Annotated in this window: 13 protein-coding genes; 7 read left to right on the top strand and 6 right to left on the bottom strand. The window is 66.9% G+C overall.

The genetic code is table 11. The features are described from left to right. The first annotated feature begins 67 nt into the window (after nucleotides 1-67). Nucleotides 68-1,345, top strand: coding sequence for an imidazolonepropionase (gene hutI, locus CAL28_RS17025; protein WP_094842475.1), 1,278 nt, complete (start codon nucleotides 68-70; stop codon nucleotides 1,343-1,345). Here the strand turns inward: hutI and CAL28_RS17020 are convergent. After that, entirely contained in the window at nucleotides 1,317-2,297 is a 981-nt protein-coding gene (locus tag CAL28_RS17020) for a Bug family tripartite tricarboxylate transporter substrate binding protein (protein WP_094842474.1), read from the bottom strand. The two genes, hutI and CAL28_RS17020, sit on opposite strands and share 29 nt — an antisense overlap. Before the next feature lie 392 nt (nucleotides 2,298-2,689). Here CAL28_RS17020 and CAL28_RS17010 point away from each other — a divergent pair, with 392 nt between their 5' ends. Together CAL28_RS17010 and CAL28_RS17005 are read left to right on the top strand one after the other, a co-directional pair. Beyond that, nucleotides 2,690-3,940 (top strand): MFS transporter, encoded by a 1,251-nt coding sequence (locus tag CAL28_RS17010; protein ID WP_094842472.1) that lies wholly within the window; start codon nucleotides 2,690-2,692, stop codon nucleotides 3,938-3,940. 281 nt (nucleotides 3,941-4,221) lie between these two features. Then, nucleotides 4,222-5,199, top strand: a complete 978-nt coding sequence (locus CAL28_RS17005) for a Bug family tripartite tricarboxylate transporter substrate binding protein (RefSeq protein ID WP_094842471.1) — start codon at nucleotides 4,222-4,224, stop codon at nucleotides 5,197-5,199. 120 nt (nucleotides 5,200-5,319) lie between these two features. On the opposite strand, the gene CAL28_RS17000 is transcribed toward CAL28_RS17005, so the two are convergent. Next, nucleotides 5,320-6,771, bottom strand: a complete 1,452-nt coding sequence (locus CAL28_RS17000; RefSeq protein ID WP_094842470.1) for an FAD-containing oxidoreductase — start codon at nucleotides 6,769-6,771, stop codon at nucleotides 5,320-5,322. Nucleotides 6,772-7,031: 260 nt separating this feature from the next. Here CAL28_RS17000 and CAL28_RS16995 point away from each other — a divergent pair, with 260 nt between their 5' ends. From CAL28_RS16995 to CAL28_RS16985, 3 genes are all read left to right on the top strand, one after another. Beyond that, a complete protein-coding gene (locus CAL28_RS16995; RefSeq protein WP_094842469.1) occupies nucleotides 7,032-9,248 on the top strand; it encodes a phosphocholine-specific phospholipase C in 2,217 nt (738 codons plus the stop codon). 149 nt (nucleotides 9,249-9,397) lie between these two features. Next, on the top strand, nucleotides 9,398-9,991 hold the full coding sequence (locus CAL28_RS16990) for a DUF2975 domain-containing protein (protein WP_440588392.1): 594 nt from the start codon (nucleotides 9,398-9,400) through the stop codon (nucleotides 9,989-9,991). A gap of 30 nt (nucleotides 9,992-10,021) precedes the next feature. Then, nucleotides 10,022-10,234: a helix-turn-helix domain-containing protein gene (locus CAL28_RS16985; protein ID WP_094842468.1), complete on the top strand. Its 213-nt coding sequence runs from the start codon at nucleotides 10,022-10,024 to the stop codon at nucleotides 10,232-10,234. Nucleotides 10,235-10,291: 57 nt separating this feature from the next. Here CAL28_RS16985 and queD read toward each other — a convergent pair whose 3' ends face one another. The 3 genes from queD to CAL28_RS16970 all read right to left on the bottom strand — a co-directional run bounded on the left by queD (nucleotide 10,292) and on the right by CAL28_RS16970 (nucleotide 12,778). After that, nucleotides 10,292-10,765 (bottom strand): 6-carboxytetrahydropterin synthase QueD, encoded by a 474-nt coding sequence (queD, locus tag CAL28_RS16980; protein ID WP_094842467.1) that lies wholly within the window; start codon nucleotides 10,763-10,765, stop codon nucleotides 10,292-10,294. Next, on the bottom strand, nucleotides 10,762-11,394 hold the full coding sequence (gene queE / locus CAL28_RS16975) for a 7-carboxy-7-deazaguanine synthase (protein ID WP_094842466.1): 633 nt from the start codon (nucleotides 11,392-11,394) through the stop codon (nucleotides 10,762-10,764). Before queE ends, queD begins: the two co-directional genes overlap by 4 nt. Before the next feature lie 91 nt (nucleotides 11,395-11,485). Further along, on the bottom strand, nucleotides 11,486-12,778 hold the full coding sequence (locus CAL28_RS16970) for an NCS2 family permease (protein ID WP_094842465.1): 1,293 nt from the start codon (nucleotides 12,776-12,778) through the stop codon (nucleotides 11,486-11,488). A gap of 203 nt (nucleotides 12,779-12,981) precedes the next feature. Between CAL28_RS16970 and tsaD the strand changes: the two genes are divergently transcribed. Beyond that, the gene (tsaD, locus tag CAL28_RS16965) at nucleotides 12,982-14,028 is read left to right on the top strand and encodes a tRNA (adenosine(37)-N6)-threonylcarbamoyltransferase complex transferase subunit TsaD (protein ID WP_094842464.1); all 1,047 of its coding nucleotides are present in this window, start codon (nucleotides 12,982-12,984) and stop codon (nucleotides 14,026-14,028) included. Nucleotides 14,029-14,156: 128 nt separating this feature from the next. Here tsaD and plsY read toward each other — a convergent pair whose 3' ends face one another. Beyond that, on the bottom strand, nucleotides 14,157-14,804 hold the full coding sequence (gene plsY, locus CAL28_RS16960; RefSeq protein WP_094842463.1) for a glycerol-3-phosphate 1-O-acyltransferase PlsY: 648 nt from the start codon (nucleotides 14,802-14,804) through the stop codon (nucleotides 14,157-14,159). Between the last annotated feature and the right edge of the window lie 54 nt (nucleotides 14,805-14,858).

Below are 14,858 nucleotides of genomic sequence, written 5' to 3'. Positions count from 1 at the left end.
GGCAAGTACGATGCGGCTATGGAAAACCCGGGTACGAACCCGAACGCCAACGGATGGACGCGCTGCCATGGACGATGAATTGCGGGACGCCGATGCCCTGATCGTGAACGCCCGGATCGCCACCTTCGATCCCGCCGCGGGCACGCCGTACGGCGTTGCCGACGACGCGGATGCGATTGCGGTGCGGGGCGGCCGCATCGTCTGGATAGGCCGGGCGGCGCAAGCGCCTGACGCTGCCTCGTGCGACGGCCGAGGGCGGCCGGCCCGGGTGATCGACGCCGAGGGTGCCTGGGTCATGCCCGGGCTGATCGACTGCCATACCCATCTGGTCTACGCCGGATCGCGCGCCACGGAGTTCGAGATGCGCCTGAACGGGGCTTCCTACGAGGACATCGCGCGCGCGGGCGGCGGCATCGTGTCCACCGTCCGGGCCACGCGCGAGGCGGCACAGGCGGGGCTGGTCGCGCAGGCGCTGCCGCGTCTGCGCGCGCTGCTGCGCGAAGGCGTCACCACGGTGGAAATCAAGTCAGGCTATGGACTGGATCGCGACACGGAGCTGGCCATGCTGCGCGCCGCGCGCGCGTTGGGGGATGCGCTGCCCGTCACGGTGCGCACCACCTTCCTGGGTGCCCATGCGCTGCCACCCGAATACGCCGGCCGCCCCGACGACTACATCGAATTCGTCTGCAGCGAGGTACTGCCCGAGGCCGCACGCCAGGGCCTGGCCGACGCCGTCGACGTCTTCCACGAAAGCATCGGGTTCGATGCCGCGCAAGCCGAGCGCGTCTACCGTGCCGCCGCCGCGCTGGGCCTGCCCGTAAAGGTACATGCCGAACAGTTGAACCTGTGCGGCGCGGCGGCGCTGGGCGCGCGCTACCGCGCATTGTCGGCCGACCACCTCGAACATCTGGATGAAGCGGGCGCGCGCGCCATGGCGGCGGCCGGCACGGTCGCCGTGCTGCTGCCCGGTGCCTTTTATTTCCTGCGCGACACGCGGGTGCCGCCGGTGGATCTGCTGCGCCGGCACGGCGTACCCATCGCCGTGGCCACCGATTGCAACCCCGGCACGTCGCCTTTCGCATCCCTGCTTTTGATGCTGAACATGGCGTGCACGCTATTCCGGCTGACGCCGGCCGAGGCGCTGAACGGCGTCACGCATGCCGCGGCGCGCGCGCTCGGCCTGCAGGATGAGGCGGGCAGCCTGGCGCCGGGCAAATGGGCGGACCTGGTTTTCTGGCAGGTGCCCGCGCTTGCCGAGCTGTGCTACAGCCACGGCATGCATCTGCCCGCGCGCATCCTGCGCCGCGGGGTCGAGGTCAATCCGCCTGCATATGGCCGGTCTTGACGATCTGCCCCAGGCGGGCGCGTTCGTCCTTGGTGAACGTCGCGAACGACGCGCGCGTGCCGCCGCCCGCGTCCTGGCTGCTGCGCTCCAATGCCTGCCGCACTTCCGGTGTTTTCAATGCGGCGTTGACCGCGGCGTTCATCCTGTCCAGGATGGCCGCCGGCGTACCGGTGGGCGCCAGTAGGCCCGCCCAGTGCACGATACGCAGGGTGGGAAGGCCTTCTTCCGCCGTGGTCGGGATATCGGGCGCGCTGGCCATGCGCTTGTCGCCGGTGATCGCCAGCGCCTTGAGCTTGCCGCCTTTGATCAGGGGCAGGGTGGCGACACTGGCCTCCGAGGTCGCGTCCACTTGTCCGGCCACCACGGCCGTGACACCTTCGCCGCCGCTCTTGTAGGTGATCGGTTCGACGTCCAGCCCGGTGGCTTCGCGCAGCATTTCCGCGACGAACTGCGGCGCGCTGCCATTGCCGGCCGTCGAAAACGTGACGCGGCCCTTATGGTTCTTTTTGGCGTTGGCCAGGAATTCCTTCAGGTCGTTGGCCGGGTTGGCCGCGCTGGTCACGATGACCGACGGGGTGACCGTCATCAGCACAACGGGCGTGAGCTCTTCGTCCTTGTAAGGCTGGTTGGGCCGGATCAGGCTATTGGTGATGACGCTGTTGCCGCCTACCAGGAAGGTGTACCCATCCGGCGTGCTGTGCGCGACGTGGGCCGCGCCGATGGCGCCGCCCGCGCCGGGCCGGTTTTCGACGATGACCGGCTGGTGCAGCTGCTCGCTGACCGCCTTGGCGACCAGGCGCGCGGCCAGGTCGATACCGCCGCCGGGACTGAAGGGCGCGACGAAGGTAATGGGATGGTCGGGCCAGTCCGCGGCGGTGGCCGGCCCTCCCGACAGGCAGGCCGACAAGGCCAGGGCGAGGCAAGCGCCGTAGCGCGGCAATGCGTGTTTCATGATCGTCTCTCTGTCTTTTCTTTATGCGGGCGTGCCGGCAGCCTGGGCAGGTTCGCTGCGTGTCGCGGTTTGTCGTAGCCCGCGCTTGGCGTCCCTGCGTTGCTTGTCCTGCCGGGCCGGCCGCACCCGTTTGCGGTAAACGATCCCCTGGGCGGGATTGTGCCTCTTTCGAGACATAAGGGAAATCGCCTTGGCGCGGCCGGCGGCGGGGACGGCAGGCGCGCGCGGCGACCGCGGCAACCGCGGCATCATCCTGGTGTTATCCATTCCAGTATCCGCCATCCCAGTGCCGTCCATCCGGGTACGGGCTATCGGCTGGTAGCGGGTTTTCGGCGGCCGTATAGTACGCAGCTCTTGCCCGCGGCCCTTCATCGAGCAGTGTGTCCCCGATCATGACTACCTCCAGCGCCACGCCCGCCCACGCCGATACCGCGATCCTGGAACAGGGCTCCACGCATTGGGCGCGCAACCTCGCCGTATGCGTGTTCGGTTCGTTCACCACCATCATCGGGATGACGCTGCTGCTGCCTTTCCTGCCGCTGTACGTCGAACAATTGGGCGTGAAGGAGCACGCGGCCATCGTGCAGTGGTCCGGGGTGGCCTTCGGCGCGACTTTTTTTACGGCGGCCTTGACCGCGCCGCTGTGGGGCAGGCTGGCGGACCGCTACGGCCGCAAGCTGATGCTGATCCGCGCCAGCCTGGGCATGTCTATCGCCATGTCGCTGATCGGCATGGCCGAAAACGTCTACCAATTGGTGGGGCTGCGGTTGCTGGCGGGCCTGCTGGGCGGCTATGCGTCCGGGTCCATGGTATTGGTCGCCACGCAAACGCCCAGGCACCGCACGGGCTGGGCGCTGGGCGTGCTGTCCTCCGGCATCATGGCGGGCAACCTGGCCGGGCCCCTGATCGGCGGCGTCCTGCCGCCGCTGATCGGCATACGCGCGACCTTCCTGGCATCGGGCGCGCTGATCTTCGTGGCTTTCCTCGTGACGAGTTTCCTGATCAAGGAAGAGCGCCGTCCGAAACCGGGCAAGTCCGCCGACAAGCCCAAGGGAGGACTGGCGGCGGTACCCGATAAGGGACCCTTGCTGGCGATGCTATGCACCGGTGCGCTGCTGATGCTGGCGAATATGTCGATCGAGCCCATCATCACGGTCTATGTGGCGCAGTTCGCCGAAGCGCGCAACGTCACCATGGTTGCGGGGCTGGTGATGTCGGCCACGGCGCTGGGCAGCATCCTGTCCGCATCGCGCCTGGGGCGGCTTGCGGATCGCGTGGGCCATTGGAACGTGATCATCGGCTGTCTGCTGGTGTCGGCCGTGCTGCTGATTCCCCAGGCCTTCATCACCGCGAGCTGGCAACTGGTCGTGCTGCGTTTCCTGATGGGCTTGTCGCTGGGCGGCCTGCTGCCCTGTATCGCCACGGTCATTCGCCACAACGTGCCTGAACGCGTGGCGGGCGGCATGCTGGGCTATTCGACGTCGGCGCAGTACGTGGGGCAGGTCGTCGGCCCGTTGGCCGGGGGTTTCGCCGGCGGCCATTTCGGCATGCGCTCGGTGTTCCTCGGTACCAGCCTGCTGATGGCGTTGGGCGCGCTGTATAACCGCGCCGTGCGCGTGAGACGCGCCAGGCGCCAGGGCTGACGCGGCGCTGGCGCGGACGCCGGCCGTCGCGCTCGTCGACGGCTTGATTGTTCCGCCGCAGCGCCGGCCGATCAGCTTCCCGTCAGCCTGCGGCGCGAAATGTGGCGGGTTTGGCTCGACCTTCGTTCAAAGTCGTCCCGCATGTACGCGTTCGTCCGGGAAAACATGGACGTCCCGACCGGTCCGCGAGCGGCGGGCATGGCTTATCCTGCGGGTTCGACACTTCGATCCGAACGGTATCGGCGTGATCGCATGATTACAAAATCCCAGGAGACAAATTCATGAGCCGTGCTTTGAACCGTTGCTTCGCCGCGCTATTTGCCGTCGCGGCAGTGACCGCCGCGTCTTCCGCCCGTTCCGCGGACGCCTGGCCGGACAAGGCCATCACGCTGGTGTCGCCGTACGCGCCCGGCGGCACCACGGACGTACTCGCGCGCTTGCTCGCCACCCGCCTGCACGACAAGCTGGGCCAGAACGTCATCGTCGAGAACCGGGCCGGCGCGGGCGGCAATATCGGCACGGCCTACGTGGCCAAGGCGAAGCCGGACGGCTACACCTTCCTGCTGGCCGCCAGCGGTCCCATCGTGATCGCCGGCACGCTGTACAAGAAGCTGCCCTACGATCCCGCGAAGGACTTCACGGAAGTCGTGCCGCTGGCCCGCACCAGCTTCGTCGTGGCCGTCAACGCCAAATCCGGTTTGAACTCCATTCAGGACATCATCGCCAAGGGCAAGACGGGCGACCTGGTGTTCGGCTCGGCCGGTTCCGGCACGCCGCAGCACATCATCGGCGAAATGTTCAATACCGCCGCGGGCACCAGACTCCGTCACATCCCGTACAAGGGATCCGGTCCCTTGCTGACCGACCTGGTTGGCGGACAGGTGCCGCTGGCATTCGAGAACCCGCTGGTCATCATGCCGCAGGTCAAGGCCGGCAACCTGAAGGTACTGGCGGTGACCGGCGCCCAGCGTTCGGCGGCCTTGCCCGACGTCCCGACGTTGGCGGAAGCCGGCATCAAGGGCGTCGACGCGCAGCCCTGGTATGGGCTGCTCGGCCCGGCGGGGATCCCGCCCGCGATCACCCAGCGCATGAACCGGGAAGTGCAGGCCATTCTGGATGCGCCCGACGTCAAGCAGCAGCTTGCCGGGCTGGGCGTAGAGGCCATGCATATGAGCCCGGCCGAATTCCACACCTACGTGGTCAAGGAAATCGGGGTGTGGGGCAAGGCGGTGAAGGCCTCGGGCGCGACGGTGGATTGACGACGGAGCTGGGTCGACAGCGTCGCGCAAATTCTCGCCGCCCTGGATAAGGAACCGGCGTTGTCCTCGGCTCGATTGCCGGCCTCGCCCCGGGGGGCCCAGGCACCCCGTTCCTTCAATTCAGTCCAGCGGTTTCAGCTCGCCCAGCACCGTGGGTATCAGTTCCGACACCGTCGGATGAATATGCACGGTGCGTTGCAGTGTCGTATACGGCGCTTTGCTGGACATCACGTCCAGTATTCCATGGATGGCTTCGTCGCCGCCGGTGCCCAGGATCGCGGCGCCCAGGATGGCCTTGCTTTCCGCGTCGATCACCACTTTCATGAAGCCGTCGGTTTCGCCTTTCTCGACGGCGCGTCCGACGCGCGTCATGGGCCGGATGCCGACCAGCGCGGGCTTGCCCGTGGCGCGCACGGCGGCTTCCGTCATGCCGACGCGGCCCAGCGGCGGATCGATGTACAGCGCATAGCAGGGCAGGCGGTCGCTGACGCGGCGCGGGTCGTCGTCCAGCAGGTTTGCCGCGACGATCTCGAAATCGTTGTACGACGTATGCGTGAAGGCGCCGCGTCCGTTGCAGTCGCCCATGGCCCAGATATGCGGGACGCTGGTGCGCAATGCATCGTCGACCACGATATAGCCGCGTTCGTCGGTCTTCACCCCGGCCGCGTCCAGCCCCAGGTCTTCCGTGTTGGGCCGGCGTCCCACCGCCATCAGCACGTGCGAACCGATGATGGGTCCCGGATCCTGGTCGCAGGATACGCCTACCGCGGCGCCGTCGGGATGCGCTTCGAAGCGTATGCATTCGGCGTTCAGATGCACGCGTATGCCTTCCTTTTCCAGGATCTTCAGGATGGCATCGGAGACATCCGGATCTTCCCGTGAAATCAGGCGCGGGCCTTTTTCGACGACGGTGACGTCGGCGCCGAAGCGGCGATACATCTGGGCGAACTCCAGGCCGATATAGCTGCCGCCGATCACCACCATGTGCCGGGGCACGATGTCCAGGTCCAGCAGGCTGGTGTTCGTCAGCAGGGGAACGTCGCCCACGCCGGGCATGTCGGGAATGTTGGCGCGCCCGCCGACGTTGATGTAGATGCGGTCGGCCGAAATTCGATGCCCGTTCACATCGATTTCATGGGGGCCGACGAAACGGGCATGGCCTTTGAGCACCGTGCAGTTGTCCATGCCCCGCAGCCATTTTTCGACGTTGCCGCGGGCGCGCAGGACCACTTCGTCCTTGCGGGCCTTCAGCCGCTTGGCATCGATGCCGACGCCTCCTTGCAAGGCGACGCCGAAGTCCGCGGAGCGGCGGGCCAGATGGGCGGCGTAGGCGCTGGCGACCAGCGTCTTGGTGGGCATGCAGCCGGTGTTGACGCAAGTCCCCCCGAAATCCTTGCGCTCGATCACCGCGACGCGCTGCCCGGCTTGCGTCAGTCGGCCGGCCAGCGGCGGCCCGGCCTGGCCGGCACCGATGACGATGGCGTCGAAGTGGTCGGTGCCGGCCGCTCCGGACGACCGCGCCGCGCGCGTGGATGCTTTTCCGGAAGGGGCTTGCACGGGATGCGTACTCATGAAACACCTCTCTTGCGCGTCGAGCGGCGCGGTGATTGGCTGGGAGGGCGATGGAGGCTTCCACTGTAAACGGTCGCTGGCGAATCGCGAAGCGGGAAGGTCCGGTGCGAGACGGAAGGCAAGGCATGTCATCCGAAACCGGCGGCGGGCGCTGCACGGCATCCCGGACGGGCAGCGGTCGGCAGTCGGCTTGGTGTGGCGTGGGGGAAGGCATACTGTGCAGTGCTGCATCCCACCGCCAACGCGTTCGCCATCCCGACATGACCGCCGATATCCGCCGCCGCGAATTTTTCCGCAGATCCGCCCGTACCGCCGGCGCCGCCGCCGCGCTATCGATGTTTCCGCCGGCGATCCGCAAGGCGCTGGCTATCGGCGCGGACCGGCGCGCCGGCACGCTGGAGGACGTCGCCCACATCGTGGTGCTGACGCAGGAGAACCGCTCTTTCGATCATTATTTCGGCACCCTGGCCGGCGTGCGCGGCTTCGGCGACCGCTTTCCCATCCCCGTGCCCGATGCGCCGGGGATGACAGGCAAGACTGTCTGGTACCAGCGCCATGATGGTCAGCCCGCCGGCCTGCCGTCCATCCTGGCGCCGCAGCACAACGACACGGCGGTCGATTTTCGCCTGATGCGCACGGCCGGTACTCCGCATCTATACCCGGACGCGCAGGACGCCTGGGACGGCGGCCGCATGAGCCATTGGCCGCAGTTCAAGAAGAACGCCTCGATGGTGTACTACACCGAGGCCGACATGCCTTTCCAGTTCGCGCTGGCCAATGCGTTTACGCTGTGCGACGCCTATCATTGTTCGCTGACCGGCGGCACGAATCCGAACCGCTGCTTCATCTACACCGGCACCAACCACGGCAAGGACGATCCCGCGAAGCCCGGTATCTACAACGGCCCCGCGCTGGACAACAGCTATAACAAGCTGGGCAACGGCCCGCACCGGGACGGCTATACCTGGATGACCTACGCGGAACGCCTGGAGGATGCCGGCGTCAGCTGGCAGGTCTATCAGGACAACGAGTTCGAGTTCTATGCGCTGAACCCGCTGTTCGGCTTCAAGGCATTTCGCCAGGCGCACGCGCGCAGCGTCCCGACGGTGTCGCCGGAACGCACCGCGCGCGAACGTGCCCTGTACGAGAAAGGCATACGCACACGCAATGTCGCCATGCTGAAGGCGGACGTGATGGCGGATCGCTTGCCGCAGGTATCGTGGATCTGCGCGCCGTCATCGGCGTCGGAACATCCGCAGCCGTCCAGCCCGGCCCAGGGCGCGGCTTTCACGGCCCAGGTGCTGGATGCCTTGACATCGAATCCGCGGGTGTGGAGCCGCACGGTGCTGATCCTGAACTTCGACGAGAACGACGGGTTCTTCGATCACATGCCGCCACCCGCGCCGCCGTCGTACGCCCGTACGGATGGCGGCGCGGCGGCGCGCGATCCGCAGGGCGCGAGCACGGTCGATGCCGCCGACGACTATCTGGGCGACGACGTGGGCGGTATCGACGCCACGCTGCCGTATCGGCATCACCCCTACGGCATGGGGCCGCGCGTGCCCATGTACGCGATTTCGCCGTGGAGCCGCGGCGGCTGGGTCAATTCCGAGGTCTTCGATCACACGTCGGTGCTGCGTTTCATCGCCAGGCGCTTCGGGGTCGACGAATCCAACATCAGCCCATGGCGCCGGGCGGTGGCCGGCGACCTGATGTCCTGCTTCGATTTCGCCACGCCCAATGGCAGCGGCGCGCGGATTCATCTGCCGGACACCGTGGCGCTGGACCGGCGCAGCCGCGCCTTGCCCGGCACGACGGCGCCCGAGGCGCCCGCGGCCCCGGGCTTGCCGGTACAGGCCCGGGGCGCGCGGCGTTCGCGCGCCTTGCCGTATGAACTGCACGTCGACGACGAGCCGGATAGCGGCGACCCCCATGGGGGGGTGCGCCTGATCTTTTCCAATACGGGCCGGCGCGCCGCGGTCTTCCACGTTTACGACATCCATCGCCTGGACGCGTTGCCCCGGCGGTTTACGGTCGAGCCGGGCAAAGTCCTGGAGGACAGCTGGACGGCCGCGCCGGATGGCGGCAATGACCTGTGGATCCTGGGACCGAATGGTTTTCATCGCCGCTTCACGTATGCGGCCGGCCCGCGCGGGCTTATGCCCGTTGTGCGGGCGCGGTACGCCCCGGAGGAAGGCGCGCTGGTGCTGACGCTGCGCAATCCCGGGCAGAAGGCCATGGCCGCCACCGTGAGCGACAACGCCTATTTCGCCAAGGCGGACTGGCGCCGCGAGGTGCCCGCCGGCCAGCAGGCCGAATGGCGCTGGACACTGGCCGATTCACACCAGTGGTATGACTTCACGCTGGGGCTGGACGATCGGCCCGGCTATGCGCTGCGATGCGCCGGCCGTGTGGAAACGGGCGCCGACGGCTGGTCGGATCCGGCGCTGGGCGGGGTGGCGATCGGCAGCCGGTAGCTCGGCCTGCGGGGGTTCTGTCATCGCTGTATAGCAAGAAATTATTGTTTTACGATAATTTCCTTGCTAAGATGCCTGCACGTTGCCGCTCGGCGGCGTGCTTTCGAACCGCCAGTGGACAATACCCACGGCTTTCGCACGAGGTCCTTATGCCCCTTTCCTATCCTTCCGCTTCCAGGCGCGCGGTGCCGGCCGATCGCCTTGCCAATTTCAGCCAGCGCATGGCGACCGTCACGTTGTTGGTGATGGTCGCCTTGCTGGGACTCAATATCGTGAACTGGATCTATCCGCCTTACGGCGCGCAGGGCTACGGATTCAGTTTCGGCCTGACCAACCGTTGGATGCAGCACGACGGCGTGGATGTCGCCGCGTTTCCCGCATGGCAGACGCTGGGGGCGATCCTGATCTCCAGCGTGCCGCTGCTCGTCCTGATGCGCGGATTGACGCATCTGCGCGCGCTGTTCCGTGCCTATGCGCGCGGGGCGTATTTCTCGATGGAAGCCGCGCGCAGGCTGGGTACGGTCGGCTTCTCGATCGCTCTTTGGGTCGTGGTGGAATTTTTGACCGAGCCCGTATTAAGCCTATGGGTGACGCTGCGCAACGGGCCAGGCAAGCATTTGATCAGCCTGTCCCTCGATACGCCCGCGCTGGTGGCGCTGTTCGTCGCGGCATGTATCGCCGTGATCGGGCGGATACTGCAGCGGGCCTGCGAGGTCTATCAGGAAAACCAGCTATTCGTTTAGTACCGAACTTCCAACGCGACAGGACCCGGGATGCCCATCGTAGTGACGCTGGACGTAATGCTCAGCAAGCGCAAAATGAAATCGAAGGATCTGGCCGCGATGGTCGGGATCACCGAGCAGAACCTATCGCTGTTGAAGTCGGGCAAGGTCAGGGGCGTTCGGTTCGACACGCTGGAAGCGATCTGCCGCGCCCTGGAATGCCAACCCGGCGATCTGCTGGAATATCGCGAGGCGGATGCATGAAGGTATCCGCGCGGCGGCCGGGATGGGGCCGGAGATGCCGCGCAGCCGCCGTCTGAATCAGCCTTCGCAGTCCGCCCAGCAATTGGGCGTTTCATACAGCCGCACGCGCGCCAGCCGCAGATCGCCGCCGAACTGGCGATGATAGTGCGGACGCAGGACCTCGAAGGCGATGCGTGCCAGGTTCTCGACCGTGGGAATGCGGTCCAGCACGATGGTCTTGTGGCCCGGCAGGCTTTCCAGGAATCCGCGCACGGCGGTATCTCCCGCATACACCAGGAAAGCGTGGTCCCATTGGTCCACCAGGTGCTCGCTGGCGATCGCCTTGATGTCGGAGAAGTCCATCACCATGCCGTTATCCGAGGCGCCGGGCGCATCGATGATCTCGCCTTCCAGCGTGACTTCCAGCACATAGCGATGGCCGTGCAGGTTGCGGCACTGGCTGCGATGATCGGGAATGCGGTGGCCGGCGTCGAATTCCAGCCTGCGTGTGACGGAAATCGTGCCCGGCTGCGCGCGGGAGGGGGTGCTCATGGAATGCCTATGTATTTGTGGGTTTGCAGGCTCAACCGCCATTGCGGATGGCGCATGCAGTATTCGACGATGGCCTGGGTGTTGGCCGCGCGCGCCGGCCCGTCCATCGGTTGCAGGAAAAAGTGGTCGAATGCCAGCCCGGCGAAAGCCTCGGGCCGGGCCTCGGCCTGCGGGTAGACGAGCTTCAACTCATTGCCGGCGCGCACCACGACCGGCGCCTTGCCCTTGGGGCTGACGCAGATCCAGTCGATACCCTGCGGCGGCTCGATGGTGCCGTTGGTTTCGATCGCGATGGTGAAGCCGCGCGCGTGCACGGCATCCACCAGTGCGCGATCGAGTTGCAGCAGGGGTTCGCCACCGGTGAATACCACGTAGCGTCCGGCGGTATCGGGGCCCCATTCCGCGGCGAGCGCGTCGGCCAGCAGTTCCGCGGTGGCGAACTTGCCGCCGCCGGGGCCATCGGTGCCGACGAAATCCGTGTCGCAAAAGGTACAGGCGGCGGTGGCGCGGTCGCTTTCGCGGCCGGACCACAGGTTGCAGCCGGCAAAGCGGCAAAACACCGCGGCGCGCCCTGCCTGCGCCCCTTCGCCCTGCAGGGTTTTGAAAATTTCCTTGGCGGCGTAGGTCATACGGCTCTGTAAAACACCAGCAGCGGGTCTGTAAAACCCGCTATTTTACCGCGCGGGGATATTGCCCTCCCGTGGGCTCGCCGCGCGGCTGTCATCCGGCGAAAAACGCGAAGCGGATGACGAACAGCGCGGCCACCAGCCAGGTTGCCGCATGCACCTCGCGGGCCTTGCCGGTCAGCGTCTTCAGGACCACGTAGCTGATGAAGCCGAAGGCCAGGCCGTTGGCCACGGAATAGGTGAAGGGCATGACCAGCGCCGTCAGGGCGGCCGGGGTGGCCTCGGACACGTCGTTCCAGTCGACTTCTATCAGTTCGCGCATCATCAGCCCGGCCACGTAGAGCAGGGCAGGGGCCGTGGCGTAGGCGGGTACCGATCCCGCCAGCGGCGAGATGAACAGCGCCGCCAGGAAGAGCAGCCCCACCACGACGGCGGTCAGCCCGGTGCGCCCGCCGGCCTGCACACCCGAGGCGCTTTCGACATAGGCGGTGGTGCTGCTGGTGCCCAGGGCCGAGCCGGCCACGATGGCGGCGCTGTCCGCGAACAGCGCGCGGCCCAGATTGTTGGGCTTGCCTTCCGGGATCAGGCCGGCCCGCTTCGCCACGCCGATCAGCGTGCCTGTGGCGTCGAACACTTCCACCAGCACGAAGACCAGGATCACGTGGAAGAAGCCGCTGTGCAGGGCGCCGGCGATATCCAGCTGCAGGAAGGTCGGCGCCAGGCTGGGCGGCGAGGAGAAGAGTCCGTGGAAACTGTTGTAGCCCAGTGCCATCGACAGCACCGTCACCACCAGGATGCCTATCAGGATGGCGCCGCGCACGCGCAGCGCGTCCAGCGCGGCGATGATGAAAAAGCCCAGGATGGCGAACAGCGGCCCATGCGTGCGCAGGTCGCCCAGGCTGACCTTGGTGGCCGGGTTGGCGACGACGATGCCGGCGTTCGACAGCGCGATGATGGCCAGGAACAGGCCGATGCCGGCGGCGATCGCGCTGCGCAGCGATTGCGGAATGCCCTTGATCAGCCAGCCGCGCACGCCGGTGACCGTCAGCAGCAGGAAGATCACGCCCGAAATGAAGACCGCGCCCAGCGCCTGTTGCCAGGAATAGCCCATGGCCTTGACCACGGTGAAGGCGAAGAAGGCATTCAGGCCCATGCCGGGCGCCATGCCGATGGGCCAGTTGGCCAGCAGCCCCATGACCAGCGAACCCAGCGCCGCGGCCAGGCAGGTCGCCACGAACACCGCATCGCGGTCCATACCCGTCGTCGACAGAATGTCCGGATTCACGAAGATGATGTAGGACATCGTCAGGAAGGTCGTCAGTCCGGCGATGACTTCCCCGCGGGTGGTGGTGCCGTGTTCGTTCAGTCGAAATAGTCGTTGCAGCATGCGCCTCTCCCAGGCATCTCCCGTCGTTGTCGCGGGTGTTATTGGCCAAGGCGGGAAAATACCATTTCCCGTGGCCGGAAGCCGTCCGTACCGGCGAAAGCGTGCCGGCGGCGGCAAGCGGCGCGCCCGGGGGCGGAGCAGGGCGCCGCGCGAGCCGGCGAAACTGCCCAGGCCCGCGTACCCATCGCAGTAAACTGGCGCCCATGATCATCCTCGGCTTTGAAAGTTCCTGCGACGAGACCGGCGTCGCGGCCGTATGCACCGAACGTGGCCTGCTCGCGCACGCCTTGCATACGCAGATCGCCATGCACCAGGAGTACGGCGGCGTCGTGCCCGAACTGGCGTCGCGCGACCATGTCCGGCGCGTGGTGCCCTTGACCCGGCAGGTATTGCGGGAAGCCGGCCTGTCCGTGGCCGATATCGACGCGGTCGCCTATACCGCCGGCCCCGGCCTGGCCGGCGCGCTGCTGGTGGGCGCCAGCGTGGCGCAGGCATTCGCCTGGGCGCGCGATCTGCCGGCCATCGCGGTTCATCACCTGGAAGGCCACCTGCTATCGCCGATGCTGGCGGATCCGCGCCCGGAATTTCCCTTCGTGGCCTTGCTTGTTTCCGGCGGGCACACGCAATTGATGCGTGTGGATGGGGTCGGGCGCTATACCTTATTGGGCGAAACCCTGGACGATGCGGCCGGCGAAGCCTTCGACAAGTCGGCCAAGCTGCTGGGCCTGGGGTATCCGGGCGGGCCGGCGCTGGCCAGGGTGGCCGAGCAGGGCGATCCGACCCGCTTCGAGTTGCCTCGCCCGATGCTGCACAGCGGCGATCTGGATTTCAGTTTCAGCGGCCTGAAAACCGCAGTGCTGACGCGGGTCAAGGCCATCGAGCGGGCAGAGGGCGCGCCGGATGCCGCGACGATCGCGGATCTTGCCGCCGCCACGCAGGCGGCCATCGTGGACGTGCTGGCCGCCAAGGCGACGCGTGCCTTGAAGGAAACCGGGCTGCGGCGCCTGGTGGTCGCGGGCGGCGTGGGCGCCAACAAGGCGCTGCGCGAACGGCTGGCGGCATCCTTGCCCCGGATGAAGGCCCAGGCCTATTTCCCGCCCCTGTCGCTGTGCACGGACAACGGCGCCATGATCGCCTTTGCGGCGGGCGAGCGGGTAAAGGCCGGCCTGGCGGTGCTGGACCGCGACAATCACGCCTTCACCGTGCGGCCTCGCTGGGATCTCGAGGAGTTGTCAGGGGCGCCCGCTTGAGGGGCCGTTCGCGGCGCGCAACGCGCCGCCCCGGCGTCGATGGCGCTGGCGCGCCATCCGCCGTCGCCATGCCACGGGCGATCGGGGGATCTGGCGGCGTGTCCTGCCGGGACGACGTTCTTTTTCCGTCAGTCTTTCTTTTTCTGGCCGATGCGCGATTCCGTGCCCTTGAGCAGCCGCCCGATGTTTGCGTGGTGGCGCAGGATCAACAGCACGCTGATGACGGTAATGGCGGCCAGCAAGGGCGGCTGGGCGAACCATGCAAGGCGGGAGCCGAACAGGTAGTACAGCGGCGCGAAGATCGCCGCCACCACGGCGGCCAGCGAAGAATAGCGAAAGAAGACGGCGATGATGACCCACGTGGCCGCCGTTGCCAGCGCGAGCCAGGGCGATATCGCGAACAGCACGCCCAAGGCGGTCGCCACGCCCTTGCCGCCGCGGAATTTCAAAAAGACCGGGTACAAATGGCCCAGGAAGACCGCCAGGGCCGAAAGGGCAACCACATTCCACGTCACGCCGTCCGGGCCGCCGATGCGCTGGACCAGCCACACCGCGAACCAGCCCTTGGCCGCGTCGCCCAGCAGCGTCAGGGCCGCGGCGCTTTTGTTGCCGGAACGCAGCACGTTGGTCGCACCCGGATTGCCGGATCCGTAGGTCCGCGGATCCTGTATGCCCATCAGCTTGCTGACCACCACCGCGAACGGAATCGACCCTATCAGGTAGGACAGGACGATCAGGCCGACGTTCAAGGCGATGGCGGGGGTGGCGTGCAGCATTGGACCTTTCCACGGGATGGAATCAGCGGCGGATTCTACCGTGGCGTACAATTC

It is taken from the genome of Bordetella genomosp. 11 (assembly GCF_002261215.1).
Classification (GTDB): Bacteria; Pseudomonadota; Gammaproteobacteria; order Burkholderiales; family Burkholderiaceae_B; genus Bordetella_C.
This window is presented reverse-complemented; position numbering and strand designations above follow the sequence as displayed.

Excerpts from the sequence above, each read along its gene's own strand:
- hutI (WP_094842475.1), top strand. The coding sequence starts at position 68 with ATGGACGATGAATTGCGGGACGCCGATGCCCTGATCGTGAACGCCCGG.
- CAL28_RS17020 (WP_094842474.1), bottom strand. The coding sequence starts at position 2,297 with ATGAAACACGCATTGCCGCGCTACGGCGCTTGCCTCGCCCTGGCCTTG.
- CAL28_RS17010 (WP_094842472.1), top strand. The coding sequence starts at position 2,690 with ATGACTACCTCCAGCGCCACGCCCGCCCACGCCGATACCGCGATCCTG.
- CAL28_RS17005 (WP_094842471.1), top strand. The coding sequence starts at position 4,222 with ATGAGCCGTGCTTTGAACCGTTGCTTCGCCGCGCTATTTGCCGTCGCG.
- CAL28_RS17000 (WP_094842470.1), bottom strand. The coding sequence starts at position 6,771 with ATGAGTACGCATCCCGTGCAAGCCCCTTCCGGAAAAGCATCCACGCGC.
- CAL28_RS16995 (WP_094842469.1), top strand. The coding sequence starts at position 7,032 with ATGACCGCCGATATCCGCCGCCGCGAATTTTTCCGCAGATCCGCCCGT.
- CAL28_RS16990 (WP_440588392.1), top strand. The coding sequence starts at position 9,398 with ATGCCCCTTTCCTATCCTTCCGCTTCCAGGCGCGCGGTGCCGGCCGAT.
- CAL28_RS16985 (WP_094842468.1), top strand. The coding sequence starts at position 10,022 with ATGCCCATCGTAGTGACGCTGGACGTAATGCTCAGCAAGCGCAAAATG.
- queD (WP_094842467.1), bottom strand. The coding sequence starts at position 10,765 with ATGAGCACCCCCTCCCGCGCGCAGCCGGGCACGATTTCCGTCACACGC.
- queE (WP_094842466.1), bottom strand. The coding sequence starts at position 11,394 with ATGACCTACGCCGCCAAGGAAATTTTCAAAACCCTGCAGGGCGAAGGG.
- CAL28_RS16970 (WP_094842465.1), bottom strand. The coding sequence starts at position 12,778 with ATGCTGCAACGACTATTTCGACTGAACGAACACGGCACCACCACCCGC.
- tsaD (WP_094842464.1), top strand. The coding sequence starts at position 12,982 with ATGATCATCCTCGGCTTTGAAAGTTCCTGCGACGAGACCGGCGTCGCG.
- plsY (WP_094842463.1), bottom strand. The coding sequence starts at position 14,804 with ATGCTGCACGCCACCCCCGCCATCGCCTTGAACGTCGGCCTGATCGTC.